Source organism: Sulfitobacter sp. G21635-S1 (assembly GCF_027213915.1).
Lineage (GTDB): Bacteria > Pseudomonadota > Alphaproteobacteria > Rhodobacterales > Rhodobacteraceae > Sulfitobacter.
On sequence record NZ_JAPWGV010000007.1, the window covers coordinates 37853 to 62915 of the forward strand.

The 25063-nt window shown below is 60.1% G+C and carries 23 protein-coding genes; 10 read left to right on the forward strand and 13 right to left on the reverse strand.

Features of this window, described 5'->3' with window-relative positions; genetic code table 11:
• Positions 1-8: 8 nt before the first annotated feature.
• The 5 genes from O4H53_RS09035 to O4H53_RS09055 form a co-directional block, all read right to left on the reverse strand.
• The gene (locus O4H53_RS09035) at positions 9-866 is read right to left on the reverse strand and encodes a sulfotransferase family protein (protein WP_269363115.1); all 858 of its coding nucleotides are present in this window, start codon (positions 864-866) and stop codon (positions 9-11) included.
• A gap of 34 nt (positions 867-900) precedes the next feature.
• Positions 901-2667, reverse strand: coding sequence for a hypothetical protein (locus O4H53_RS09040; protein WP_269363117.1), 1767 nt, complete (start codon positions 2665-2667; stop codon positions 901-903).
• Positions 2668-2688: 21 nt separating this feature from the next.
• A complete protein-coding gene (locus O4H53_RS09045) occupies positions 2689-3330 on the reverse strand; it encodes a CmcI family methyltransferase (RefSeq protein WP_269363118.1) in 642 nt (213 codons plus the stop codon).
• 108 nt (positions 3331-3438) lie between these two features.
• Positions 3439-5814 (reverse strand): pre-peptidase C-terminal domain-containing protein, encoded by a 2376-nt coding sequence (locus O4H53_RS09050; RefSeq protein WP_269363120.1) that lies wholly within the window; start codon positions 5812-5814, stop codon positions 3439-3441.
• A gap of 45 nt (positions 5815-5859) precedes the next feature.
• Positions 5860-6840, reverse strand: a complete 981-nt coding sequence (locus O4H53_RS09055; protein ID WP_269363121.1) for a GlxA family transcriptional regulator — start codon at positions 6838-6840, stop codon at positions 5860-5862.
• A gap of 80 nt (positions 6841-6920) precedes the next feature.
• Between O4H53_RS09055 and O4H53_RS09060 the strand changes: the two genes are divergently transcribed.
• The 3 genes from O4H53_RS09060 to O4H53_RS09070 are packed head-to-tail and all read left to right on the forward strand — an operon-like array spanning position 6921 to position 10905.
• Positions 6921-8081: an acyl-CoA dehydrogenase family protein gene (locus O4H53_RS09060; RefSeq protein WP_269363122.1), complete on the forward strand. Its 1161-nt coding sequence runs from the start codon at positions 6921-6923 to the stop codon at positions 8079-8081.
• Entirely contained in the window at positions 8078-10117 is a 2040-nt protein-coding gene (locus O4H53_RS09065; protein WP_269363124.1) for an acetate--CoA ligase family protein, read from the forward strand. Before O4H53_RS09060 ends, O4H53_RS09065 begins: the two co-directional genes overlap by 4 nt.
• A 2-nt stretch (positions 10118-10119) precedes the next feature.
• Positions 10120-10905, forward strand: coding sequence for a carnitinyl-CoA dehydratase (locus O4H53_RS09070; protein ID WP_269363125.1), 786 nt, complete (start codon positions 10120-10122; stop codon positions 10903-10905).
• A 44-nt stretch (positions 10906-10949) separates the two neighbouring features.
• On the opposite strand, the gene O4H53_RS09075 is transcribed toward O4H53_RS09070, so the two are convergent.
• The 4 genes from O4H53_RS09075 to O4H53_RS09090 form a co-directional block, all read right to left on the reverse strand.
• On the reverse strand, positions 10950-13289 hold the full coding sequence (locus O4H53_RS09075) for a calcium-binding protein (RefSeq protein WP_269363126.1): 2340 nt from the start codon (positions 13287-13289) through the stop codon (positions 10950-10952).
• A 232-nt stretch (positions 13290-13521) separates the two neighbouring features.
• Complete coding sequence (locus O4H53_RS09080) at positions 13522-15021, reverse strand: heme biosynthesis protein HemY (RefSeq protein WP_269363128.1); 1500 nt, start codon at positions 15019-15021, stop codon at positions 13522-13524.
• Between the two features lie 13 nt (positions 15022-15034).
• On the reverse strand, positions 15035-16423 hold the full coding sequence (locus tag O4H53_RS09085) for a COG4223 family protein (protein ID WP_269363129.1): 1389 nt from the start codon (positions 16421-16423) through the stop codon (positions 15035-15037).
• Positions 16424-16498: 75 nt separating this feature from the next.
• Complete coding sequence (locus tag O4H53_RS09090) at positions 16499-17278, reverse strand: uroporphyrinogen-III synthase (protein ID WP_331284230.1); 780 nt, start codon at positions 17276-17278, stop codon at positions 16499-16501.
• On the opposite strand from O4H53_RS09090, the gene tsaD reads away from it, so the two are divergent.
• From tsaD to O4H53_RS09115, 5 genes are read left to right on the forward strand one after another with little or no spacing between them, the layout of a single operon-like run.
• Positions 17277-18365: a tRNA (adenosine(37)-N6)-threonylcarbamoyltransferase complex transferase subunit TsaD gene (tsaD, locus tag O4H53_RS09095; protein ID WP_269363131.1), complete on the forward strand. Its 1089-nt coding sequence runs from the start codon at positions 17277-17279 to the stop codon at positions 18363-18365. The genes O4H53_RS09090 and tsaD overlap by 2 nt on opposite strands.
• Positions 18362-19315, forward strand: a complete 954-nt coding sequence (locus O4H53_RS09100) for an NAD(P)H-dependent glycerol-3-phosphate dehydrogenase (protein ID WP_269363133.1) — start codon at positions 18362-18364, stop codon at positions 19313-19315. Before tsaD ends, O4H53_RS09100 begins: the two co-directional genes overlap by 4 nt.
• A 1-nt stretch (position 19316) precedes the next feature.
• A complete protein-coding gene (locus O4H53_RS09105; protein WP_269363134.1) occupies positions 19317-19589 on the forward strand; it encodes a YciI family protein in 273 nt (90 codons plus the stop codon).
• Positions 19589-20008, forward strand: a complete 420-nt coding sequence (locus O4H53_RS09110) for an EVE domain-containing protein (RefSeq protein ID WP_114274079.1) — start codon at positions 19589-19591, stop codon at positions 20006-20008. The genes O4H53_RS09105 and O4H53_RS09110 overlap by 1 nt, the downstream gene beginning before the upstream one ends.
• A 45-nt stretch (positions 20009-20053) precedes the next feature.
• Positions 20054-20449: a DUF1761 domain-containing protein gene (locus O4H53_RS09115; RefSeq protein WP_114274078.1), complete on the forward strand. Its 396-nt coding sequence runs from the start codon at positions 20054-20056 to the stop codon at positions 20447-20449.
• 224 nt (positions 20450-20673) lie between these two features.
• Here the strand turns inward: O4H53_RS09115 and O4H53_RS09120 are convergent, their stop codons facing one another.
• The 4 genes from O4H53_RS09120 to O4H53_RS09135 all read right to left on the reverse strand — a co-directional run bounded on the left by O4H53_RS09120 (position 20674) and on the right by O4H53_RS09135 (position 23825).
• Positions 20674-21015 (reverse strand): DUF2853 family protein, encoded by a 342-nt coding sequence (locus tag O4H53_RS09120; protein ID WP_114274077.1) that lies wholly within the window; start codon positions 21013-21015, stop codon positions 20674-20676.
• 171 nt (positions 21016-21186) lie between these two features.
• A complete protein-coding gene (locus tag O4H53_RS09125; protein ID WP_269363136.1) occupies positions 21187-21864 on the reverse strand; it encodes a PRC-barrel domain-containing protein in 678 nt (225 codons plus the stop codon).
• 176 nt (positions 21865-22040) lie between these two features.
• Positions 22041-23429 (reverse strand): adenosylhomocysteinase, encoded by a 1389-nt coding sequence (gene ahcY / locus O4H53_RS09130; RefSeq protein ID WP_269363138.1) that lies wholly within the window; start codon positions 23427-23429, stop codon positions 22041-22043.
• 78 nt (positions 23430-23507) lie between these two features.
• Positions 23508-23825, reverse strand: a complete 318-nt coding sequence (locus tag O4H53_RS09135) for an S-adenosyl-L-homocysteine hydrolase (RefSeq protein WP_269363139.1) — start codon at positions 23823-23825, stop codon at positions 23508-23510.
• A 75-nt stretch (positions 23826-23900) separates the two neighbouring features.
• On the opposite strand from O4H53_RS09135, the gene O4H53_RS09140 reads away from it, so the two are divergent.
• Together O4H53_RS09140 and O4H53_RS09145 are read left to right on the forward strand one after the other, a co-directional pair.
• Entirely contained in the window at positions 23901-24497 is a 597-nt protein-coding gene (locus O4H53_RS09140; protein WP_269363140.1) for an HD family hydrolase, read from the forward strand.
• Positions 24494-24979, forward strand: coding sequence for a GNAT family N-acetyltransferase (locus O4H53_RS09145; RefSeq protein ID WP_269363142.1), 486 nt, complete (start codon positions 24494-24496; stop codon positions 24977-24979). Before O4H53_RS09140 ends, O4H53_RS09145 begins: the two co-directional genes overlap by 4 nt.
• Positions 24980-25063 lie beyond the last annotated feature (84 nt).

Genomic DNA, 25063 nt, shown 5'->3' on the forward strand with positions numbered 1-25063 from the left:
TGGGACTGTCAGCCCCATTTCTCGGGCAGGGTAAATCCTTCGGCTTCGATTTCCGAGCGTATTCGTTTGATGTCGTCTGCAAACAGCTCGGGGAAGAATGGCGGCATCTCGTGTTTGACGCTTTCGGTAAACCGGCGGTCGAGGATTGCTTGTGAGTAATTGAAGGCCGGCAGGCCCAGAAACTCTTCAATTTGACGCAACATGCCACGCTGGTCCGCGTGGATGTCCTCGTAAAAGATGACTTTTCGCTGTTTCGGGTCCAGCCCCTCGCGCATCGTGCGCAGGACCTGTCCGTATTCGGCGTTGCGCCAGATGTGCGGACGGCGCACGAATTCGTTGAACTGATCAGGGCCCCAGGTGTTCAGGTTGTCTACAGCACCGGTGATCTGAAGGTGGAATTTGGCATGGCTCCACAACCTCTTGATCGGGTCGCGCATGGTATAAAGCACCCTGAGATTGTTGCACTTGGCGGAAATTTGCGGCCATGCTTCCACCGGGAGCTGGGCATTGAGGTTCGAGAAGTCGCAGGCGTAGATCTCGCGGTCGCGCATCTGGAACAGATTGCGATACCAGAAATCATCCACCGGACGGTTCAGATAGGCGCTGACCCAATGCAGGTTTTTCTGGATCGCATCAATGTTCGCCTTTTCAGGGTCATACCGCATCAGATACCGGTTCTTTGCTTCTGCCAGCCGGTACTTTTCGCTCAGCATGTTCTTGTCGACATACTTGTGGTAGAAATAGTGAATCTCTTTCTCCAGCGCAAAGTGGAGCGCCGGATGCTGTGCCAGAACGGCGTAAAGCCAGGTTGTCCCGGCTTTCATGGCACCGATGCTCAGAAAGAGATTGTTGAAGGTCTTGGGCATTAGTCGATTTCCGATCTGAAGTCTTCTTGGCCGCTCAGGCAGCTTTGGCGTTTGTGAACCGGTCCAATATGGCGCGGTACATACGATGATAGACATCGCGTTTGAAGTGGTTGAGGTCGATCATATCCTCAGCACCCTCAATCAGCGCCGCCGGGTCCAGCAACATGACGTTTGTCCGGCCCTGTGCCACATTTCTAAGCGCCGCGTTCAGGCGCTGATGAAATGGATGCGACGGCTTGTTCGGGTCCTTGAAATGCAGAGGACCACGCTCAGCCGCAAGGATCATCACCACCTCGGCCATTGCGGGAAGTTGGTCAAGTACCGCTGCATACCGCTGCTCCATCTCTGACTGAGACATGATTCCCTCATACTCATAGTCCCTGCACAGAACCTCCAGACGTTCCTTATGAAGATCGGTCTTCGCAATGGTGGCGCGCAAGTCGGCGCGGTCGATAAGGTTGTGGTTCTGGGCCCCTATCAGCCAATAGGGCACACGCAAATCAGTTGCACGATGCCGGTAGATGGGGAGATCCGAATCGGCCCAGAAGCTCAGGAAGTAAAGCCCATGGCCCGTTCCAAGATCCGGCAGGTCACTGTGAAAGTCCTCTGGCATGTAACCAAGGCCGGCGGCCGCATCGATCTGGGCAGGGGTCAGCCCCCCCTCCAGCGCAGGCATCAGGAACGCCGAATGATCGCGGCGGAACATTTGTCCATTCCTGGGTTCGTTGAATTCTTCCACGATCTTGTCGGCATGCAGCGTGAAGTAATGCATCAGACTTGCCAGATCACAGCCGCCCCGCGCAAAGATGTGATCGAACCTCAGATCAGCGCCTGCACTGGGCGCATCCATGTCTTCGATGTTGGCGGGGGTGATCCAGTCCACGTCGATATCGGGATTATGGACATCTGACAGTACCTCGCCTTCCACGGTCAGGCGCGGACGGCCGAGGAATGCATAAACCCAGTGCTCAATGTACATGTTCAGGGTGCGGCAGGAAAAACAGAAATGTTCCAGCGTCCGTGAATTGTTCACCCGCCTGGTCATGTAGAATCCCACAAAACCGTAATCGCCGAAATCGTCACGCACACGGATCAATGCCGCATCGGTCGTGTTATGCGCCAGCCTCTTGCTCAGCTCTTGCCTGGCCACCTCAGGATCGTCGGGCAGCCGGTTCTTGGTGAAATTCAGCTGGTTCGTGCGGTTGACCAGCTCCACGGCCCGGTCAAGATGCGCTTCGACGTCGTATTCTATAAAGACCTTTACGTTGGACTGCCGCAGAAAGGCCGCGGTGTCGCCGCCGGTGACTTTTGCGGCTTCGGCCTTTTTCTCGGTGACCTTGTACTGCGCCAGGCGGGTCAGGCCGCTGTCATCCTTGCCCCGTAACTGCGGTGCGTCCCGCAGATGCTGAATGACATCCGGCAAGGCACAGTTCAGACCCGGATTAACATGTTCGGCCTGGGCAAGGTTCATCGCATTGTCGTCCAGGAACAGGGTCGACGCGGCCCGCAACCCGATGGTCTCAAGCATCGCCTTGATCCGGGGGCCTTTCGGCGTCCAGTCGATGCTGGGGAAGATAAAATAGTCCCACAGCCCCTTTTCCTTCAGCAACGCCTCGATCGGTTCATGTTCGTTCTTCGAACAGATCGCACTCATGATGCCACGCTTGGCCAGGTCAATAACCAGCTGATGGTGATCGTCGCGATAGGAGATGCCGCCCTCAGTCAACGTCCCGTCCCAAAAGGTTTCGTCCAGGTCCCAGATGATCAACCTGATGTTTTCGGAGAATTCCGGTGTCGTCATGGCAGTTTTTCCAAGTCTCGCTTACAGCTTGCGCAGATAGCCGTTCGGGTTCGTCGTGGCGTTGATCCCGAACATGTCACAATAGCTGGTGTCGATCTCGTAAACGCCGGGATTGTTGTCCAGGAATTCCTCCAGCGCACGGCTGGGACCTCCGTCAAATTTATCGCCCAGGTCAAGCTCCGCCAGAATGCCATCTTCCATGACCAGGTATTCGCCTTTGTGCAGATGCTCTTGAAAGAACCTGAGCACGCCCATGCAGGCATCATAGGTATGCGCGCTGTCCTCGCAGATCAGCCAGGGCCGCGGCAGATCGAACAGGTTGTTCCGTGCCCACGTCCCTTCCATGTCCATAACATTGCCCTGCACGAACTGGATGCCATCAAACCGGCTGTCCACCTCGGGCGGGCTTCGGTCAATGGTGACGATCTTCATGTCAATGTCGTACATCTTGGCAATGTCGCGCATCAGCAGGGCCGATCCGCCGAATTTGGTGCCAATCTCGATATAGGTTGCCGGTTTGGCCGCATGAATCAGGTGCAGGAACAATGCGATGTCCAAGGGTGACTTGTTACACATCACATCGCGATAATGGTACTGCATCACGCCTTTGAAATAAGCCCCCAGTTGCGGGCGGGTATAGGGCGTCTTGAACGAACGAACCATCGATAAACCTCAATGCTCAGTGCAAAAAATAATTCCCCCCTGTCATAGGGGGGAATTTCAAAAAGGTGAAGCCGCGGACAAATTCCTGTCGGCAAAGTTACGCGTTCCTCAGAAGATGAAGTCGCTCGCGTCGAGGTCGGCAAGCTGCACGCCATTCAACTGGATGGAGTTGCCGCCACCGGTGTTGATGACCACGTTGTTGCCGATCTGGGTCGAGGCATTCAGCACCTGGGTGAGGTTGTTCATCGTGCCAAGACCGCTGAAATCGATCCGTTCGCCGGCGTTGAACTCGTCGAAATCACCGATGGTGTCATTGCCGTGACCCGCCTCGAAGACAAAGGTATCCGCGTTGAAGAACCCGAACAAAAGGTCATTGCCCGCGCCGCCGTTCAGCGTATCAAAACCACTGTCGGCATAGATCGTGTCGTTGCCGTTTCCGGCCAGGATCAGATCGTTACCGGTGCCGCCGAAGAACCGGTCGTTGCCGTCGCCGCCATAGATGGTGTCGTTGCCCTGCTGGCCAAAGTGGCCATCAGGCCCATCGCCGCCGTTCAGCACATCGTCCCCAGTGCCGCCAAACAGACGGTCAAACCCGGCACCGCCAAACAGCGTGTCGTTCCCGGCATCACCGTACAGGTTGTCCGCCTGATTGCCGCCGTCCAGCACGTCATCGCCATCGCCACCGCGCAGCAGGTCAAACCCGCCCTCGCCCCGCAGCGTATCGTTGCCCGCACCGCCGTCCAGCAGTTCGGTGGATGTGCCGATGTTCAGACCGCCAAGCAGCAGGTCATTCCCGTCACCGCCAAAGAGATAATCATTGGTATTGCCGCCCTGCAGCGTGTCGTTGCCCGCTTCACCGAACAGCTGGTCAAAGCCGTCGGAACCGATGATCAGGTCGTTGCCCGCGCCACCATAGAGTGAATCGGCGCCGTTACCGCCATCAATCGTGTCATTGCCCGCGCCGCCGTGCATGGTGTCAAAGCCACCGAAGCCGGAAAGCTGGTTGTTGGCCTGGTTGCCGAAAATCAGATCGCCGGCATTTCCGCCAACCGCGTTCTCGATGACCGTACCCGCCGCAATGGTGAACCCGCCACGGGTGCCGTTTACGGCGGAAACAAAACCACCGCCTCCCATTTCGACCGCCAGGGTCGCGGCCCGCAGATCAATCACGGCCGCCCCGGCACCATTGTGGCGAATGGTGTCGTTGCCACCGGAATCCCAGATCGTCGACCAGAACACACCCGCGCCTGTGCCGGTCGGCAGGACATAGGTGGTATTGCCGCTGTTATGTGAATTATTGGCCCCATAGAGACCCTGAAGCACGGCAATATCAAGCGCCATCGGTCCGGCGGCGTAGCCATAGGGAACACCGGTGCCGTCACCGGTCCCATCGGCGGGGGCCGACCCCGGCGTGCCGGTGTGATACCCCGGGTTATAGGACATCATGGTGAACACACCCTGGTTGATGTTGAAGTCCCCGAAATCATCTCGCGAAGATCCCACACCCGGCATGACGGACGAATCGCCGCCCGTATCATGGGGGTGCGCCAGCCCGAGGCCGTGCAGCAACTCGTGCATGATGGTGAAATACCCGAACCCGCCTTCGGTCAGGTCGCCACCGGCAAAGCGATCCCAGAGGTTGCCGGCAAACTGGCCGACACCATCGTTCCCGTCACCGCCATAGCCCGGCGGGTTGAAACGGCCATAGACGCCATCCAGTTCATTGGTATCCAGGATCAGTTCCCAATCGGCCCCGTCACCGGAGTTCACGATGTTGAAGGTCAGGTTCGTGACGGCTTCGATTGCGTCGAAAGCGCGCATGAATTGCTGCCGCTCATAGGCATTGAAACCCTCGGAGGTAACGCCATCTGCAGTATAGCCAGCCTCGCCGAAATAGACTGTGATCACGTTGTGATCGAACCGTGTATCCCAGGAAATCGAGTCGAGCAGCGGGCTGGCGAAGTCTGGCGAGTCCTCCCAGGAATCATTGGGGTTGAACGTTACTTCCTGAACCGAAAGTGTATATGTGCCCGTATTGGACCCGTAAGCTTCAGCAGAAATATAAAAAACGCCGCCGTTCTCGGAATAGAAGTTCAACAGGGAGTTCAGACCCGGACCACCATCGTCATCGCTGTCAATAATACTGCCGGATGCATCGTATAGCCGCACCAAAGGATCGGACAGGGTGCCGCCGCCAACGGACGACCCGTTCAACGTGATCTGAATGCTTTGCCCGGCGGTCAACGTGATGCGGAACCAGTCATTGTCATTCGCTACGTCGATCGTGTTGACGATGGTCTGCCCAACGTTGATCGTACCGGCGGTTCCTGGCGTTTCACCGATGTCGGGACCAATCTCTGGCGCTGCATCATCCGGCAGGGCCCCGCTTTCTTCTTTTTCAGCCATGCAGGAATCGCATCCGCAGAAGAACGCAGTCGGATCGTGATCCGGGCTCATCCCGGAACTGGTGACGGTGATAGACATTGAATTTCCCCCGAAACAGTAAATTAATTCATATAATCAGGCGCATTAAGTCCTATCCGATTTGTCTCTGTCTGGCAATTGATCATCAACATGGTTGCGGCATTGACCCGGTGTCATATCGAACCTTTCGCGAAAGGCCCGTGTCATCGCGCTGGCGTTTCGGTAGCCCGATCTCAGTGCGACCTCGGCCAGTGGCAGTGACGTCGTTTCCGCCAGCCGCCGCGCCATGTTCAGACGCAGCACCTTGTAGAGCTGCTGCGGGGTCATATCGAAATCCTTGCGGATCGCCAGTTCCAGCGCACGCTGCGAACATCGGCTGGCTTCGGCCACCTGCGGCAAGGGCAAGGGGGTTTCGATGTGGTCCTGCATCACCGCCACCGCGCGGCGGGACAGCCGCGTTCTGGCTGTCACCGAAGGGACAGACGGCGTCGCGCCCGGCGCCATGAAAAGCTGTTCGACCTCCAGTGCCAGCGCGGGTCCCTGCGCCTGCACGATCAGATGCAGCACCAGGTCAAAGCTCGCCATCGCCCCGGAGCAGGTGATCCGGTTGCCGTCCAGGATGAAGCGTTCCCGCGCCACGGTCAGATCGGGAAAGGCTTCGGCAAAGGCGGTCAGTTCCTCCCAATGGATCGTGGCAATCCGACCATTCAGCAACCCCGCCGCCGCCAGCAGCCAACTGCCCATGTCGAGACCCGCCAGATTCGCGAAACGCGCCGATGCGGACCGCAGCCCGCGCAACACCGGGTCGGTCAGATACGACCTGACCCCATATGACGGCATCACCATCAGCAGATCACCCGCAGCATCCTTCAGCGGCCCGTCAGGCACGATCTGCAATCCGCTTGAGCTGATTGCCGCGGCGCCCGACAGCGTCAGATATTCCCACCGGTAATGCACCCGTCGGCCCAGATGATTTGCAGCCCGCAACGGCTCCACCGTGTTGGCCAGGCAGTGGTTCGAAAACCCGTCAAACAGCAGGATTCCGATGCGGGTAGTGGCTTTGCCTGAATTATTCAAACTCTGCATAGTCAGACCATAAGTCTGCACATCCTGACTGCGCAAGAGCGATAGCCTGACCCCGGAATGGATCGCGTGAGGGAACGGGAATGAATTTTGGACTGACCGAAGAACAGGAAATGATCGTCTCCACCGTGCGGAGCTTTGTGGAGAAAGAGATCTACCCCCACGAGGCAGAGGTCGAAAGGACCGGACAGGTCCCGCGCGAACTTGGCGAACAGATCAAGCAAAAGGTGATCGACCTCGGTTTCTATGCCTGCAATTTCCCCGAAGAGGTCGGCGGTGCCGGGCTCAGCCATACCGACTTTACCCTTGTCGAGCGCGAACTTGGACGCGGCTCTATGGCGCTGACCCATTTCTTTGGTCGCCCCCAGAACATCCTGATGGCTTGCAACGATGATCAGCGCGAACGCTACCTGCTTCCCGCCGTGCGTGGCGAGCGGATGGACGCGCTGGCAATGACAGAGCCCGACGCCGGTTCCGATGTGCGGGGCATGAAATGCAGTGCCGTGCGGGATGGCGGTGACTGGGTTGTGAATGGCTCCAAACACTTCATTTCCGGCGCGGAACATGCCGACTTCTTCATCGTCTTCGTCGCGACCGGCGTGGATGAAACGCCAAAAGGCCCCAAGAAGCGGATAACGACCTTCCTCGTGGACCAGGGCACCAAGGGGTTCGAGGTGCGCGACGGATACAACTCCGTCAGCCACAAGGGCTACAAGAACTGCATCCTCTACTTCGACAACTGCCGATTGTCCGACGCCCAGGTGCTGGGCAAGGTCGATGGCGGGTTCGAGGTGATGAATGAATGGCTTTATGCCACGCGACTGACGGTTGCGGCATTCTCCGTCGGGCGCGCGCGCAGGTGTTTCGACTACGCCCTGCACTATGCGGCCGAGCGCAGGCAATTCGGCCAGCAGATCGGCAAGTTCCAGGGCGTCAGCTTTCAGATCGCCGATATGATCACTGAAATCGACGCTGCCGACTGGCTGACCCTTGCTGCGGCTTGGCGGCTGGACCAGGGCCTGCCGGCAAACCGCGAAATCGCCTCTGCCAAACTCTACGCATCAGAGGCGCTCGCGCGGGTGACCGACACCACCCTCCAGATCTTCGGGGGAATGGGCCTGATGGACGACTTCCCGATTGAGCGGTTCTGGCGCGACGCGCGGGTGGAGCGGATCTGGGACGGGACATCGGAAATCCAGCGCCACATCATTTCGCGCGACCTGTTGCGGCCATTGGGCGCATGACACGGGAGCTGTCCAGGCTGCTGAAACCCCGGTCCATCGCAGTCATCGGCGGTGGCGCATGGTGCCGTGCGGTTGTCGCGCAATGCCAGAAGATGGGGTTCGAAGGCAAGATATGGCCGGTGCACCCCAGCGCCGGCACCATTTCCGGTCTGGAGGTTTTTCCCGACGTCGATGCGCTGCCCGCCCCGCCGGATGCCGCCTTCATCGGTGTCAACCGGGCCGCGACCATCGACATTGCCGGACAACTGGCCAGGGGCGGTGCGGGCGGCGCGGTCTGCTTTGCCTCAGGCTTTCTTGAGGCTCAGGCAGAAGACGCGCAAGGCGTGGATCATCAGGCCGCCCTTTTGCAGGCGGCAGGCGACATGCCAATTCTCGGGCCGAATTGCTACGGGTTCATCAACTTTCTGGATGGCGCGCTGCTCTGGCCGGATCAGCATGGCGGCAAGCGGGTGGAACGGGGCGTCGCGATTGTCACGCAAAGCTCCAATATCGCGATCAACCTGACGATGCAGGCCCGCGCCCTGCCCCTTGCCTATGTGATTACCGCCGGAAATCAGGCGCAATGCGGACTTTCCGACATCGGCATGGCGGTACTGCAGGACCCCAGGGTGACGGCCCTGGGCCTGCATATCGAAGGCATCGGGGATCTGCGCAAGTTCGAAGCGCTGGCCCGCTATGCGCAAAGCCTTGGCAAACGCATCGTCGCGATCAAGGTGGGGCAATCGGCACAGGCGCAGCAGGCGACAATCTCGCATACTGCGTCTCTGGCCGGGCGGGATGCAGGTGCAGCGGCTCTGCTGCGCAGGCTCGGCATTGCGCGGGTGACCGATTTGCCAACCTTTCTGGAAACCCTGAAACTGCTGCATGTGGCGGGTCCGCTGGAAAGCAACAGGATTGCCACGATCAGCTGCTCCGGCGGAGAGGCCAGCCTGGCGGCCGATACCGGCACCGCTGCGGGGCTCGACTTCCCGCCGCTCGGGGCAAGGCAAAAGACCACCCTGCGGGATGTGCTTGGCCCGCGTGTCGCACTGGCCAATCCGCTGGATTATCACACCTACATCTGGCGGGACGTGCCCGCGATGACCGCCGCCTTTGCGGGGATGGCCGACCCCGGTATTGCGATCACGCTGCTGATCGTCGATTTCCCCCGAAGCGACCGATGTGACCCCTCCGATTGGGATTGCGTGATCGAGGCCGTCATTGCGGCTTCGCAACAGACAGGTGCGAGATACGGCATGGTCGCCACCCTGCCCGAACTGATGCCCGAGCACGTCGCAGAGATGCTGATGGCGCAGGGGATTACCCCTTTCTGCGGCCTGAACGAGGCGCTGATGGCCTGCGCACATGCCGCACTCCCGGTCGAAAGCGACGTCGATCCGGTTCATCTGGCGGCCCCCGCCGTGGCCCCCGTGCTGCTGGCCGAGGGAGACGCCAAAGATCTGCTCGCGGACCACGGGCTACGCTGTCCCGTATCCCGGCGTTGCGAGGGAAGCGCGCAAGCGGCAAGCGCAGCCGAGGAGATCGGATTTCCGGTGGCGCTGAAAGGAGCGGGCATCGCCCACAAGACCGAGGCAGGTGCGGTGCGCCTGAACCTGACCTGTGGTGATGATGTTGCCGCTGCCGCCGCGGCAATGCCGGTTGACAGCTACCTGGTCGAGGAAATGATCACCAACAGCATCGCCGAGCTGCTGATCGGGGTTGTGCATGACCCGGCCCATGGGTTCATCCTGACTGTGGGGGCCGGTGGCACATCGGCGGAACTGCTGGATGATACTGTTTCGCTGCTGGTGCCGACCCGCAGGGAAGCTATCCTGACAGCAATCGGCAGGCTGCGCATGGCACCCATACTGATGGGATACAGGGGCAGGCCGCCCGCGCAGATGGACCGCATACTGGATGCCATCATGGCGGTGCAGGACTTTGTCCTGGCGCATGTCCAGGGCTTGCAGGAAGTCGAGATAAACCCTCTGCTCTGTACGAGGGACGATGCAATCGCCGCAGACGCCCTGTTGCGGCGCGACGTTGAAAAGGACTGAACATGACCGAGACCCCGATCAAGACCCACCGCGACGGTGCCATCCTCAAGGTCACGCTCGACCGGCCAAAGGCCAATGCCATCGACCTGAAAACCTCCTGCCAGATGGGCGAGGTCTTTGCCGCATTCCGCGATGATCCGGCGCTGCGGGTGGCCATCATCACCGGGGGCGGAGACAAGTTCTTTTGCCCCGGCTGGGATTTGAAAGCAGCCTCCGAGGGTGACGCGGTTGATGGCGATTACGGGGTCGGCGGTTTCGGGGGGCTGCAGGAACTGCGGGATCTGAACAAACCGGTCATCGCGGCCGTGAACGGGATTGCCTGCGGCGGCGGGCTGGAGCTTGCCCTGAGCGCGGACATGATCCTTGCCGCCGATCATGCCACCTTTGCCCTGCCCGAGATACGGTCAGGTACGGTTGCAGATGCGGCATCGGTGAAATTGCCGAAACGCATCCCTTATCACATCGCCATGGAACTGCTGCTGACCGGCCGCTGGTTCGATGCGCAGGAGGCGAAGGGCTGGGGGCTGGTCAATGAAATCCTGCCAGCCGATCAACTGATGGACCGGGCCTGGGAACTTGCCCGCCTGCTCGCGTCCGGCCCGCCGCTGGTCTATGCGGCGATCAAGGAAATCGTTCGCGACGCGGAGGATTCGAAGTTTCAGGATGCGATGAACCGGATCACCCGGCGCCAGCTCAGGACCGTCGATGCGCTCTATGCCTCCGAAGATCAGATGGAAGGCGCCCGCGCCTTTGCGGAAAAGCGCGATCCGGTCTGGAAAGGTAGATAAAGCGCCGGGAGCACCCTCTGGGACGCTCCCGGCTGACTGCTTCCTCAGAAGATGAAGTCGCTCGCGTCGAGGTCGGCAAGCTGCACGCCATTCAACTGGATGGAGTTGCCGCCACCGGTGTTGATGACCACGTTGTTGCCGATCTGGGTCGAGGCATTCAGCACCTGGGTGAGGTTGTTCATCGTGCCAAGACCGCTGAAATCGATCCGTTCGCCGGCGTTGAACTCGTCGAAATCACCGATGGTGTCATTGCCGTGACCCGCCTCGAAGACAAAGGTATCCGCGTTGAAGAACCCGAACAAAAGGTCATTGCCCGCGCCGCCGTTCAGCGTATCAAAACCACTGTCGGCATAGATCGTGTCGTTGCCGTTTCCGGCCAGGATCAGATCGTTACCGGTGCCGCCGAAGAACCGGTCGTTGCCGTCGCCGCCATAGATGGTGTCGTTGCCCTGCTGGCCAAAGTGGCCATCAGGCCCATCGCCGCCGTTCAGCACATCGTCCCCAGTGCCGCCAAACAGACGGTCAAACCCGGCACCGCCAAACAGCGTGTCGTTCCCGGCATCACCGTACAGGTTGTCCGCCTGGTTGCCGCCGTCCAGCACGTCATCGCCATCGCCACCGCGCAGCAGGTCAAACCCGCCTTCGCCCCGCAGCGTGTCGTTGCCCGCGCCGCCGTCCAGCAGCTCGGTGGATGTGCCGATGTTCAGACCGCCAAGCAGCAGGTCATTCCCGTCACCGCCAAAGAGGTAATCATTGGTATTGCCGCCCTGAAGCGTATCGTTGCCCGCTTCACCGAACAGCTGGTCAAAGCCGTCGGAGCCGATGATCAGGTCGTTGCCCGCACCGCCATAGAGTGAATCGGCGCCGTTACCGCCATCGACCGTGTCATCGCCCGCACCACCGTGCATGGTGTCAAAGCCGCCATCACCGAACAGCGCATCGTTACCGTCACCACCGTCTGCCATATCGTTGCCAATCCCGGCGCGAATGACGTCATTCCCGGCTACCCCGTTCAACGTATCGTTGCCGGTGCCGCCTTCGAGGGTGTCATTGCCATTGCCACCGGTCAGCGTGTCATTGCCCTGACGGGTTTCGATCCGGACACCGCCATCGGCACCGATGATGTTGTCGCCATTGCGCGTCCCGCGGATATGTTCGATCCCGGTGAAGGTCGTGTTCAGGGCAACCCCGTTCGCGAAACCGCTGGCCGTCCCGTTCTGCATGTCGACAAACAGGCTGGTGACATTCGCACCGCTGTCGAACCGCAGCCGGTCGAAACCGCCAGCCCCGTTGATGTTGTCATTCCCGGCAAGCCCGATAAAGCTTTCGTCGCCGTTGCTGCCGGTCATGGTGTCATTGAGATGGGTGCCGCGGATTTCCCACACAGAACCGTTCCCGGAAATCGTTTCCGTGTTGCCAAAGCCATCGTTGGCAATGACACCGGTGGCCAGGTTCACATTCACGCCATTTTGCACGGAGTTGGAGCGGAAATCGATGCGCACATTGCCGGAACTCGGGTTGATCACGTAGTTGTCCACGCCGTCGAGACCGCGCAGCGACATCCACCCGCCATTTGCCACGGTCACGTTGAACGTGTCGTCATGGTTCGACCCGGTCAGCAGGAAACCGTCGGAGAACATCGCGCCCGCAACATCCAGAATGGTTGTCGTGCCGTTCGCGCCCTTGTTGATCGTCCCGGTATTGGTGTTGCCATTGATGGTTGCAGTGATCCCCGCATTCAGATCACGGTGGTCGATCTCAACAAACCCGACCTGGATATCGCCCAGGTTGACAGTGTCGTTGCCTGCTCCGGTAAGGATATAATCGAAATCGGTGTTGTCGCCGGGGTTGATGGAATCATTGCCGTTTCCGCCGCGGATCTCGTCAGATCCGTCGCCGCCCAGCAGGGTGTCGTTGCCGTCACCGCCGACAAGCGTATCGTTGAAATCGGATCCTGTTGCCGTTACCGGCACGGTCACGCCGTCGAGGTAACCCTCGATTGCACCGGTGGATGCACTGGCGTCCACGTTGATCGGCTGAAGGTTCAGCAGGTTGTTGAACGGCCCCTCGTTGTCATTGATCAGCAGTTCTTCCATGGCGTTGATGAACGCCGCAAGAGTCCAGTTGGCATTGCTGAAGGACGCGACCAGGTCACCGTTCTGATCACGGATTTCAAGGGTGTTGAGGACGCCGGTCAGCGTCACTTCAGGATTGGAGAAACCGCTGCCGGTGATCGAGGTTGTCCACCCGGTAATCGGGTTCACCACGTTGATTTCTGTTGAAGACCAGTTTTGCAGGTCAACATCAAATTCGTCGTCAATCGGATCGTAAAAAGCCAGTTCGAAGAGATCGTCTATCGATTGGAAAAACTGTATATTCAGCATGAATTCTTATCCTCACATTATGCATAACTCATTGGTATTGTTTCGCTTCGAGGATTTCTAGGAAAAATTGCCCTCAATTTCACGAAATACCGGAAAGAAGTTCTACTTTTAATTGAACGTCCGATGTCACTTAAACTATCAGGAGTCAGAATTGTGGTGTCAGGCTGATATCAACGCAGCGCCCCGCGCATCGGCGCGGCGTCACTTGTGACAGCGTCCGGCGAGGCCCGTTTCAGGACGACGCCTGCTTGTCCTCTTCCGCGCGCGGTTCGTCGCCTTCGACAATCAGGTCAACATCCTCGATGTCACTGCGTGTCGCGATCTTGCCTGCGCCATCGGCGCCTGCCTGATCGTCAGCAGTGCCGACAATCAGCGGCAACATCTGGACACCGCCCGGCATCGCAACCTCGGACATGGGGGGTGTCTTCCAGGCCAGCGTGTCAAAGCTCTTGCAGTTCTCGCAGATGGGTTTCCAGCTGGCATGGATGTGCTGGCAATTGTCGCAGATCCACTGCGGCCCCCGCGACACCGTAAGCGCGCGTGCCAGCCATCCTTTGACAATGGTGTCCGAAGCCCCCTCACCCCGTTCTATCGCCGCCATCAGCGTGACCGAACGTGCAGTCGGGTCTTCTTCGGCAAGCTTGCCCAGCGCGCGGCGGGCGGCGGGAAAATCTTCGTTCGCGATGTGCAGTTCCGATTGCAGCATCCTGGTCTCCGGATGCCCCGGCTGAGACTTGGTGAGCGCGGCGAACCTCTTGATGCGCGCCGCCGGTTTTTCATCCGGTTCAATGGCGGCAAACGCCGCGGCAAGATCGGGGTGCGGATGAACGCTCCAGGCCTTTGCCAGAACCCGCGCGGCATAGCGCGGCTTGTTCTGCGCAATATACCCCTGCGCCGCCATGACAGCCGCCGGGATCAGGTCGGGCGACAGGCGGTTGGCCTCGATCGCCTCTTCGCGCGCCTCGATGTCGTTGCCTTCTGCAAAGACCTCCCGCGCCTCTGACAACGCCAGCACGGCATCGCGGCGCTTGTGCACGTCACGGGGCAGCTGGCCGTTCTTCAGCTTCATGCTCAGCGTCTTGCGGGCGCCGGCCCAGTCTTCCTTCTCTGCCTGAAGCCGCAAGAGCACATCACCGGTTTCCTCATGTTTCGGTTTCAGTGCAAATGCCTTTTCGGCCAGTTGAAGGGCCGTTTCCGTGTCACCCTCTGCCAGCTTCTGCTTCATGATCCCGCGCACCCCGACAAACCGGGTTGCCTCATCGGCCACCAGCTTGCGATAGGTTTCCTCGGCCTTGCGGCGGTCGCCTGCCAGTTCCGCTGCCTGCGCGGTCAGAAGATTGGTCAGCGCCGGGCGGTTCAGGTATTTGTCGGCCTTCGCGGCTTTCGACATCGCCACCTTGCCTTCACCACTGGCCAGCGCCATCAACCCTTCGGAAAGCGCCTCGAACCCCTTGCGTTCGCGATTCCGGTCGAAATAGCGGGTCAGCGCAGTCTCATCCCCGTTGAGGAAGTGCCAGACAGCCAGCAGCAGGGCCAGGATCTTGAGCAGCACCCAGACCGCAAGCAGCAGGACGATCACCGCGATGACGGATTGCAGCGGTCCGAAACTGTATTCCGTTCCCAGCAAGGTCAGCTGTACGCCACCCTGGCTTTCCAACAGAAACCCGGCGCCCCAGGCCAGGGCCCCCACGACGGCAACGAACAAGACGATCTTAATCAATGACCACAGCATAATCGGGGTCTCCTCAGTTTGCCGACAGGCTTTGTGACAGGTCATTGACCGCAGCCTCGACTGCGGCGCGGCGGCGCGCGTCGGAAATCCAGTCAGACATGGCAGACTGTGCCTCCTCGGGCAGGGTGCCAATTTCTTCCAGCGCGACGGACAGGCGGCCATCCCGCACCGCAGCTTCTGCACGGGACAGAACCGCATCGGGGTCGGACCCTTCACGCGGTTCAACCGACCGCGCGCCAAGCTGCCGCCGCAGGAAGCCGGTCACACCGCCGGTGTCCTGGGCATCAAACCCGCCTGCCCGTGCTGCAGCCAATGCGCTGCGGGCCGCATCGGGGAACCGGCTTTGCAGATTGTTCAGCGTAACAACCCCGTCAGCCGCACCATCGACCAGCGCTTGCGGCAAGTCATTCACGCCCGCCTCCTTGAGCGCGTCCAGAGCCCCGTCATAGGCTGATCCCGTGCTGATCGCAGCCGTCAGTTTGCTCACGCCTGCCTGAACAGCAGCGGCGCGCGCGGATGCGGCTGTCGCCTCCTCGATGCTCTGCGCATTCTTGAGCAATCCCTCGATCTCGGATCGCTGTTTTTCCAGGGCGGCCTGCATCTGCGCCAGCTCGGCGGAATAGGCAGATGTATCACCACCGCCGCCATCGCCGGATGACGCAACCGGGCGCGCCTCAAGCGCCGCAATCCGGCTCTCGAAGGATTGCACATTTTCCGACAATCCCGCGATTTCTTGTTCCAGACCGCTCAGGTCCACCTGGGGCGGCGCTGCATCTTTCAGGGCCGCAATCTCGGCTGACTGCTTTTCAAGCGCGCTGCGCAGATCGCCACCCTGGCTGCGCAATCCAAGAAGGTTCGCCTCTGACGCGGCAAACCCCAGGGCCGCCGCAACCACACCACCCAGCACAAGCGGCAGGAAAATGCTGCCGGACTTCTTTTCCGCTGTCACAGGCGACGGCGGCGGTGGTGTCGATCCGGCACCGGTTGTTGTCGAAATCACATCGCGGGTCGGCTGGAACGCCGACCTGTTGTCCTTGGCCGCTGCGGCCTTGCCAGTCTCTGAGGTCTTTGAATCGTTACCCGGTGCCGATGGTTTGTCCTCAGCGGTATCTTGCGCCGTCACCGCAGGGCTGCTTTCCGCAGCCTTTACCGCGCTCTTATCCACCGGAGTCTCGTCCTTTGCGGCCGGTTTCGCTGCGGCACTCTTCTTTGCCGCCGCGCTGGCGCTGGATGTCGGCGTATCGGCTGTCTTGTCAGTGGTGCCAGCGGTCTCGGCGATCACGGGCTTCTTTGCAGAAGTCTTCGGCGCGGTCTTTCTGGCTGTGGCGGGCTTGGCAGCCTCATCTTTGGAGGTTTCCGCCGCCGGACCTTTTGTCGTGCCTGTCTTTTTACCGCTCGCCACTCTGCCCCACCTTTCCGATTCTGATCATACCGACCAGCTAGACCTGCCAACCTTATCCGGCAACCGCGACCAGCTTCAAGCCAAGCGGCAATCAGCCAACAGCTTTTCCACACTACGCCGCATTTCCAGGCCAGTTGGCTGCTGCGCGACCTGGATTGAAGCACAAGCGCCCTCAGGCAACACCGCAGCCACGGCCGGACTGATCACAACCGCATGGACCCGCGCCAGATCACCGGCCTGTTCGACAAAATGTGATGCGCTGCGCGGAGAAAACAAGGGAGCGATCACAGGTGCGGTTCCGGCCATCGCGGATTGCGCCTCATCGCTCAATGGCAGCAGCTTCTGATCATAGACCGTCGCGCAAGTTGCCATGACACCACGGCTGCGCAATGCCGAAACGATATCCATCCGCAGATGCCGACCGGCAAGATGCATCACTGGCCCTTCGATCAGCGCCATATCCAGGTCAGCCAGCAAATCCCCGGCAGTTGCGCTGACCTGTCTGACTTTCCAACCCCGCCTCTCTGCGGCGGCCTGTGTCCTCTCACCAACGCAGAAAGCCGCCCTGCCCTGCCCCAAAGGCGCAAATCCGACAGCATTGGCAGAGGTGAAAATCACGCCCCGGACCCCGGACAGATCCGGCTGCACCCCGGTGCCCGCGATCTCAAGCAAGGGCGATACGATCAGCCGGGCCTTTGCGGCAATCTCCGGCCTCAGGCTGTCAAAAAAACAAAAAGAGCTTTCCTTTGGTCGGGTCAGCAACAGGATCGGCTTGGTCATGATCTTGTCCGGCCATTGTTTGAGGAATGAACCAGTGTTACCTGCCCTGAAACAGCCCTGCAACGGAAAGCCCATGCAGCCATCACAGACGATCCTCGGACTGGAAAGCAGTTGCGACGACACCGCCGCCGCAATCGTGCGGATTGGCGAGGACGGGGCGCAGGTCCTGTCTTCCGTCGTTCTGGGCCAGGCAGAGCTTCATGCCGCCTATGGCGGTGTTGTCCCGGAAATCGCGGCGCGTGCCCATGCCGAAAAGCTGGATATCTGCGTGGAACAGGCTCTGATAAAGGCGAATATGACGCTTTCGCAGATCGATGGCATTGCCGTCACGGCAGGTCCGGGGCTCATCGGGGGGGTGGTCTCCGGCGTGATGTGCGCAAAGGGGCTGGCCGCCGCGACGGGCAAGCCGCTTTACGGGGTGAACCATCTGGCGGGCCATGCGCTGACCCCCCGGCTGACAGACGGCGTCGCCTATCCCTATCTCATGCTGCTGGTCTCGGGCGGGCATTGCCAGTTCCTGCTGGTCTCCGGCCCGGATCATTTCAACCGCCTTGGCGGAACAATCGACGACGCGCCCGGCGAAGCATTCGACAAGATCGCCCGCCTGATCGGCCTGCCGCAGCCCGGCGGCCCCGCGATAGAGGAAACCGCGCGCTCAGGTGACAGGAACCGCTTTGCCTTTCCCCGCCCGCTGCTGGACCGGCCCGGGTGCGACATGTCTTTTTCGGGCCTCAAGACGGCGGTGCTTCGGACGCGCGACAGCCTGCTGGCGCAGCAGTCCGGCCTGACCCGGCAGGATCAGGCCGATCTGGCGGCGGGCTTTCAGGCAGCCGTGGTTGATGTCCTGTCCGAAAAAAGCCGCCGTGCGCTGGAAGCCTATACCGCCGATGGCGAACGCAGCTTTTGCGTTGCCGGGGGCGTGGCGGCAAATCAGGCAATACGCGCCGCGTTAGAGACTGTTTCGAACCGCTTCAACGCCACTTTCGTGGCACCGCCGCTAGCGCTGTGCACCGACAACGCGGCGATGATCGCATTTGCGGCTGCCGAACAGGCGGGGACACGCGCGCCCGACGACATGACCCTGTCCGCGCGGCCCCGCTGGCCATTGGACCGGGTTCAGGCACCCATGTTGGGCAGCGGCAAAAAAGGAGCCAAGGCATGAGCATCTCGGTTCTGGGCGCGGGTGCATTTGGAACCGCCCTGGCGATTTCACTTGCCAACAAGGGCCCCGTGACCCTCTGGGCGCGCGATGCGGGCGATATGCAGATATCCCGGCAGAATGCGGCCCGCCTGCCGGATTGCCGCTTTCCCCCGTCCCTGAAGGTCACCGGCGACCTGCAGGAGGCGGCGCAGGCCCCGATCCTGCTGATTGCCGTACCGATGCAGAAACTGCGCGACATGCTGCGTGAACATGCAGCACTTTTGACGGGCAAACAATTGGTGGCCTGCTGCAAGGGGATGGAGATCGGCACTGGCCTTGGCCCGGTTTCCATCATCGCTCAGGAAGTGCCCCAGGCGACAGCGGCAATCCTGACCGGGCCCAGCTTTGCCAGCGACATTGCCCGTGGCCTGCCAACGGCGCTGACCCTTGGTTGCGCCGACGATACAACGGCAAAGGCGCTGCAAAAGGCGCTGACAACCGATAATCTGCGGCTTTACCGTACAACCGACACCATCGGTGCGGAACTGGGCGGCGCGCTGAAGAATGTGATCGCCATCGCCTGTGGTGCCGCCATGGGGGCCGGTCTGGGCGAAAGCGCCCGCGCCGCGCTGCTGACCCGTGGCTTTGCCGAGATGAAGCGTCTGGCGCGGCATCTCGATGCGCAACCCGATACGCTTGCCGGCCTCTCCGGCTTTGGCGATCTGGTCCTGACCTGCACCTCCGCCCAGTCCCGCAATTACCGGCTGGGACAATCCATCGGCGAGGGGCGTCCGTTTGACCAGACCATCACGGTGGAAGGGGCGGCAACCGCGCGCGCGGTCCACGCTCTTGCGCAGGACTCCGGGCTGGACCTGCCGATCACAGCCGTGGTTGCGGCGCTGATCGAGAACAGGCAAAATGTCTCCAGCGCCATGGCAATCCTGTTGGCGCGGCCCTTGAAGGAAGAATAGAATGTTTGTTGTTCTCATGGCAAAGGACAAGCCAGGCGCGTTGAATATTCGCACCGAAAACCGTCCCGCTCACCTGGAATATCTGAAATCCACCGACCTGGTCGCCCAGGCAGGCCCCCTGCTTGACGATGATGGCGGGATGATCGGATCACTGATCGTACTGGACGTGCCGGACATGGCCGCCGCCCGCGACTGGGCCGCAAATGATCCCTATGCGAAGGCCGGGCTGTTCGCAGAGGTCACGCTGACCCACTGGAACCGGGTCATCGGCTGATGGGCTACTGGCTTTTCAAGTCCGAACCCAACACCTGGGGCTGGGACGATCAGGTGGCCAAGGGCGCAGCGGGCGAAGAATGGGACGGCGTGCGCAACTACCAGGCCCGCAACTTCATGCGCGAGATGAAGGTCGGTGACCTCGGATTTTTCTATCATTCGATGAAGGAAAAATCGGTGGTGGGCATTGTCGAAGTGATCCGGCAGGCACACCCCGACAGCACCACCGACGATGCGCGCTGGGAATGCGTGGATATCAAGGCGGTCCGCCCGTTTGAACAAAAAGTCTCGCTGGATCAGATCAAGGCGGACGAACGGTTGGCCGATATGGTATTGGTAAAGAATTCGCGCCTGTCGGTTCAGCCCGTGACAGAAGATCAGTGGCACATCATCTGCACGCTTGGCCAGACGCAACCCTGAACCCTGCAGACGCTGACACAACAGCAAGGTGAGAAGGAGATCGGTATGGGATATCTGGCTGTGATTATCGCGGCTGCGGCTGGCTTCGGCTTTGGCGCGGTCTGGTACATGTTGCTGGCGAAACCCTGGATGGCCGCCGTGGGCATCAAGGTCGGGCCAAATGGCAAACCGGAAGGCGACGGATCTTCCCTGCCCTTCATTCTCTCCGGTGTCGCGATGTTGCTGGTGGCGGGCATGATGCGCCATGTCTTCGCGCTCTCCGGTATCGACACAGCGATGGAAGGTCTGGTCTCCGGTCTGGGCATCGGGCTGTTCTTCATCAGCCCCTGGATCATGATCAACAATGCATATCCCGGGCGCCCCTTCCGGCTGACCCTGATCGACAGCGGCTATGCGACCTTTGGCTGTGCGATTATCGGTCTGGTGCTGACCCTGTTCTGACAAACAACAAAAAGGGCTCTGACACCAATGCCAGAACCCTTTTCACCCCGTGCGCTCCCTTTACCCCGGCACACGTATAGAAATCTGTTCTGGCCATCCTGGCCGATGAGTTGACACTACACGAAGTTGTGGATCCGATCAACGAAATGATCCCGTCAATCACCTCCAAAAACGAAACGCCCGCTTAACCAAGCGGGCGTCAAACTATTGGTAATACTAAAAAATCATCCGTAAACGGCTTCTTTCCCAAAGTGCTTGGTCAGCATGTAATAGACCACTGCACGGTACTTGTTCCGCTCCGATTTTCCATAGGTCTCGATGACGGAATGAATGGCTTCCATCAGGTTCGGACCATCCGGCAGGCCCAGCTTTTTCATCAGGAAGTTTGTCTTGACCAGCTCCAGCTCGCTTTCCTGGCCGGCTGCGACGGTCTGGGCATCGGCGTTGTAAATGGCCGGGCCACAACCAATTGTCACCTTGGTCAACAAATCCATGTCGGGCGTCATGCCACATTTGGTCTTCAGATCTTCTGCGTATTTCGCAATCCACTCGTCACGTTTGCCCATTTGATATCTCCCACCTTGGACTTCAGTAATCCAGCCATTCCTGACCTTGGGTCGGACCCTACCCATATATTGAAAGTCGACAAAGGGAAAATTCCAGGTTCATTCCCCGCATGCAAGAAGGGGGCACCAGCCGGCGCCCCCCGTTTCCCTGTAAATCGCATCCGCGGTCGTTCAGATTGACTGGTCGTCCGAAAGCGTCGTGACCGCGTTCAGATCCACTTCCGGCATCAGCTTCAGTTCCTCCTGCGTGGTGCCTGACAGCTGCAATGTACCGTCGGCACCCTGAGTCAGCTGCTCAAGTGGAACGGCAACGTCATGGCGACCAATGCCCAGAAAACCGCCCATGCCGATCACAACTTCGGTCTCGCCACCGTTTTCGATGACATGGTTGACCGTCCCGACGTCTTCGCCATTCGCTTCGATCACGCGCTGGCCCACAACATCGGCGACCGTCATGCCAGAGAAACCGTCAACCATTTCGGTTTCGGCTGTCGCCCCGGCATCGGCATTCGCAGTGCCGGTCTGTGCCTGTGTAGTTGCTTCGGCATTGACCTCGGCTTCGGTCTGCTCTGCCGCGGACTGCGCCGTATCCGTCGCGGCGTCATAGGTTTCCTCGGCCGTTTCCGCCACCGCCGCGCTGGTGTCTTCAACCGCGTTACCGACTTCGTTTGCGGTGTTTTTCAAGGCGTCACCGGTGTCTTCGAGCGCCTTGTCGATCGTGCTCGTGGCCTCCGTATCGGCAGTTACATTTGCCTGGGCATCGGCATTCAGATCGGTCTGCGCCCAGGCAGCGGCGGCAGAGATGATCGCAATGGCGGCAACGGTGGATTTCAATGTGAGGCGTTTCATAAGGTTCTCCTGCAGTTTGGAACACGTTCAATCAGCCAACCGCTGCGCGGACCGCTTGGTTCCGGCCGGAACAGCCCGACGGCGGAAGCGCGCCTGAATGAAGGAAAACCGGCAAGAAAACGCCGCCCGGCAATCTGCGGGGCGGCGCTGAAAAACCTGTCGCTCAGATCGGGTGATCAGTAGCGGTAATGTTCCGGCTTGAACGGCCCATCGGGAGAGACACCGATATAGGCGGCCTGCTCCGGGTTCAGCTTGCTCAGCTTGACGCCGATCCGGTCCAGATGCAGGCGCGCGACCTTCTCGTCCAGATGCTTGGGCAGGATGTAGACGCCGGGCTGGTATTCGTCGCCCTTTGTCCAAAGCTCGATCTGCGCCAGAACCTGGTTGGTAAAGGAAGCGGACATCACGAACGAAGGGTGACCCGTGGCGTTGCCAAGGTTCAGCAGACGGCCTTCGGACAGCAGGATCAGACGATTGCCATTCGGCATCTCGATCATGTCCACCTGTTCCTTGATGTTGGTCCACTTGTGGTTCTTCAGGGCAGCGACCTGGATCTCGTTGTCGAAGTGGCCGATGTTACCGACGATGGCCATGTCCTTCATCTCGCGCATGTGCTCGATGCGGATCACGTCCTTGTTGCCGGTAGTGGTGATAAAGATGTCAGCCGTGGCCACGACATCTTCCAGCGTGGTGACCTCAAAACCGTCCATCGCCGCCTGAAGGGCGCAGATCGGATCGACTTCGGTCACTTTCACCCTTGCGCCGGCACCTGCCAGCGACGCCGCCGAACCCTTGCCAACATCGCCGTACCCCATGACCACGGCAACCTTGCCCGCCATCATGGTGTCCGTGGCGCGGCGGATACCGTCAACCAGCGATTCCTTGCAGCCGTATTTGTTGTCGAACTTCGACTTGGTCACAGAGTCGTTCACGTTGATCGCGGGGAACGGCAGCTGACCTTTCTTGTGCAGATCATAGAGGCGGTGAACACCTGTTGTGGTCTCCTCGGATACACCTTTGATCTGGTCACGCACCTTGGTGAACCAGCCCGGGCTTTCCTTCATCCGCTTGGCGATCTGCTTCTTGATGACTTCCTCTTCCTCGGACTGCGGCACCGGAATGATCTCTTCGCCCGCTTCGGCGCGCGCGCCCAGCAGTACGTAAAGCGTCGCATCGCCACCGTCGTCCAGGATCATGTTCGGGCCGTCTTCGAACAGGAAGGATTTGTCGAGGTAATCCCAATGCTCCTCAAGGCTTTGCCCCTTGATCGCAAAGACCGGCGTGCCGCCTGCGGCGATGGCCGCAGCGGCGTGATCCTGGGTGGAGAAGATGTTGCACGATGCCCAGCGCACATCGGCGCCAAGGGCAACCAGCGTTTCGATCAGAACAGCGGTCTGGATCGTCATGTGCAACGAACCGACAATACGCGCGCCCTTCAGCGGCTTGCTTTCGCCAAACTCTTCGCGGGATGCCATCAGGCCGGGCATCTCGGTCTCGGCGATATCCAATTCCTTGCGCCCGTAGGCCGCAAGATTAATGTCTTTAACGATATAGTCGTTGGCCATGAAACACCTCTAAAACCTTGTTTAGAGGGGCGAGTAGCATCATTTCATGCGGTTCTCAACAGGCTTCGATCCCGCGGGTCAGTCGGCAAGCTGCGCCAGTTTTTCAGGCGCATCGCCACCGGCCATCCAGTTTTCACCCTGCGCGAGGACACAGGCGTTTCCATCCGCCAGAAGCCTGACCATGGTCCAGGTGCCGGAGCGATCCGATGCCCACATCTGCTCACCTTCTGGCGAGGGCTCTGCGACTGGGGTTTCGCCGTACCAGTCCACAAGCGACGCTTTCATTTCATCGGCGGGCATGCAAACCTCCTGCCCGCTGACCTCCTGCGCAGTGGCAGCTGTCACCGAAAGCCCCAGAACCAGAGCCATTGAAAGTGTCGAAATAACGGGTTTCATGATCGTCTCCTTCGCGGTTAGAACGGCGTGGCGGACAGAAAGTTCCAACATGGTCAACTGGATGGAGACAACCCGATGGCACAACAGCCCCGCGCATGGCAGCGGATGCTTTCCGGACGCAGGCTTGATCTGCTGGACCCGACCCCGATGGACGTGGAGATCGAGGACATCGCCCATGGGCTTGCATTCGTGGCCCGCTGGAACGGCCAGACCCAGGGTGATCACGCCTATTCCGTTGCCGAACATTCGCTTCTGGTGGAAACCCTTTTTTGCAGGCTGAACCCAAAGGCCCCCGCCAAATGGCGGCTGGCGGCGCTGCTGCATGATGCGCCGGAATATGTGATCGGGGATATGATTTCCCCGGTGAAGGCGGCTGTCGGACCCGGCTATGGCGCGCTGGACGACCGCCTGACCGGCGCGATCCACATTCGTTTCGGCCTGCCCGCGACCCTGCCGGTTGCGGTCAAGAAACAGATCAAGAAAGCGGACAAGATCAGCGCCTATATGGAAGCCACGCAAATTGCCGGTTTCTCGGCCACCGAGGCGAAAAAGTTCTTTGGACAGCCCGACCCTTCGGTCACCGAAGGGCTGGATATCGTCCTGCGCACCGCCGTCGAAACCCGGCTTGCCTTCAAGGCGCGCCATGCCGCATTGCTGGAACAGATGTCATGATCAGGGTAAGACCACCGCTCACACTCGATACCGCCGATATGGCGCGGCTGCTGAACCAGATCATTGCCGCCGGCGGGACCACGGCAATTGCGCGGCCCGTGACGGCACAGGACATCGCGGCATGGATCGCCTTCGACCCGCCGCGCAGCGCATGGCATGTCGCTGTCGACGCGGAGGAGCGGATCGTCGGCTTTCAATGGATCGAGCCCGAGGCCTCATTGCCACCGGAAGCCGCCAATATCGCGACCTTTGTCCAGATCGGCCAGACCGGTCTGGGCATCGGTTCGGCCCTGTTCGAGGCGACCCGGACAGCAGCCAGGGCAATGGGCTACCTCTGGATCAACGCGAACATCCGCGCCGACAACGAAGGCGGGCTGATCTACTATCAAAGCCGGGGGTTTCAGGATTACGGCGTCATCGAAGGCTACCGGATGGCGGACGGTCAGATCGTCGACAAAAGGCTCAAGCGCTACGACCTCTGACCCGGAAAGGTGCACCCGTCGGTGTATGGGCTGTGCACAGGTTGTGTACGGATGTCACAGCCTGGTTTTCAGCGCCGCAGCCGC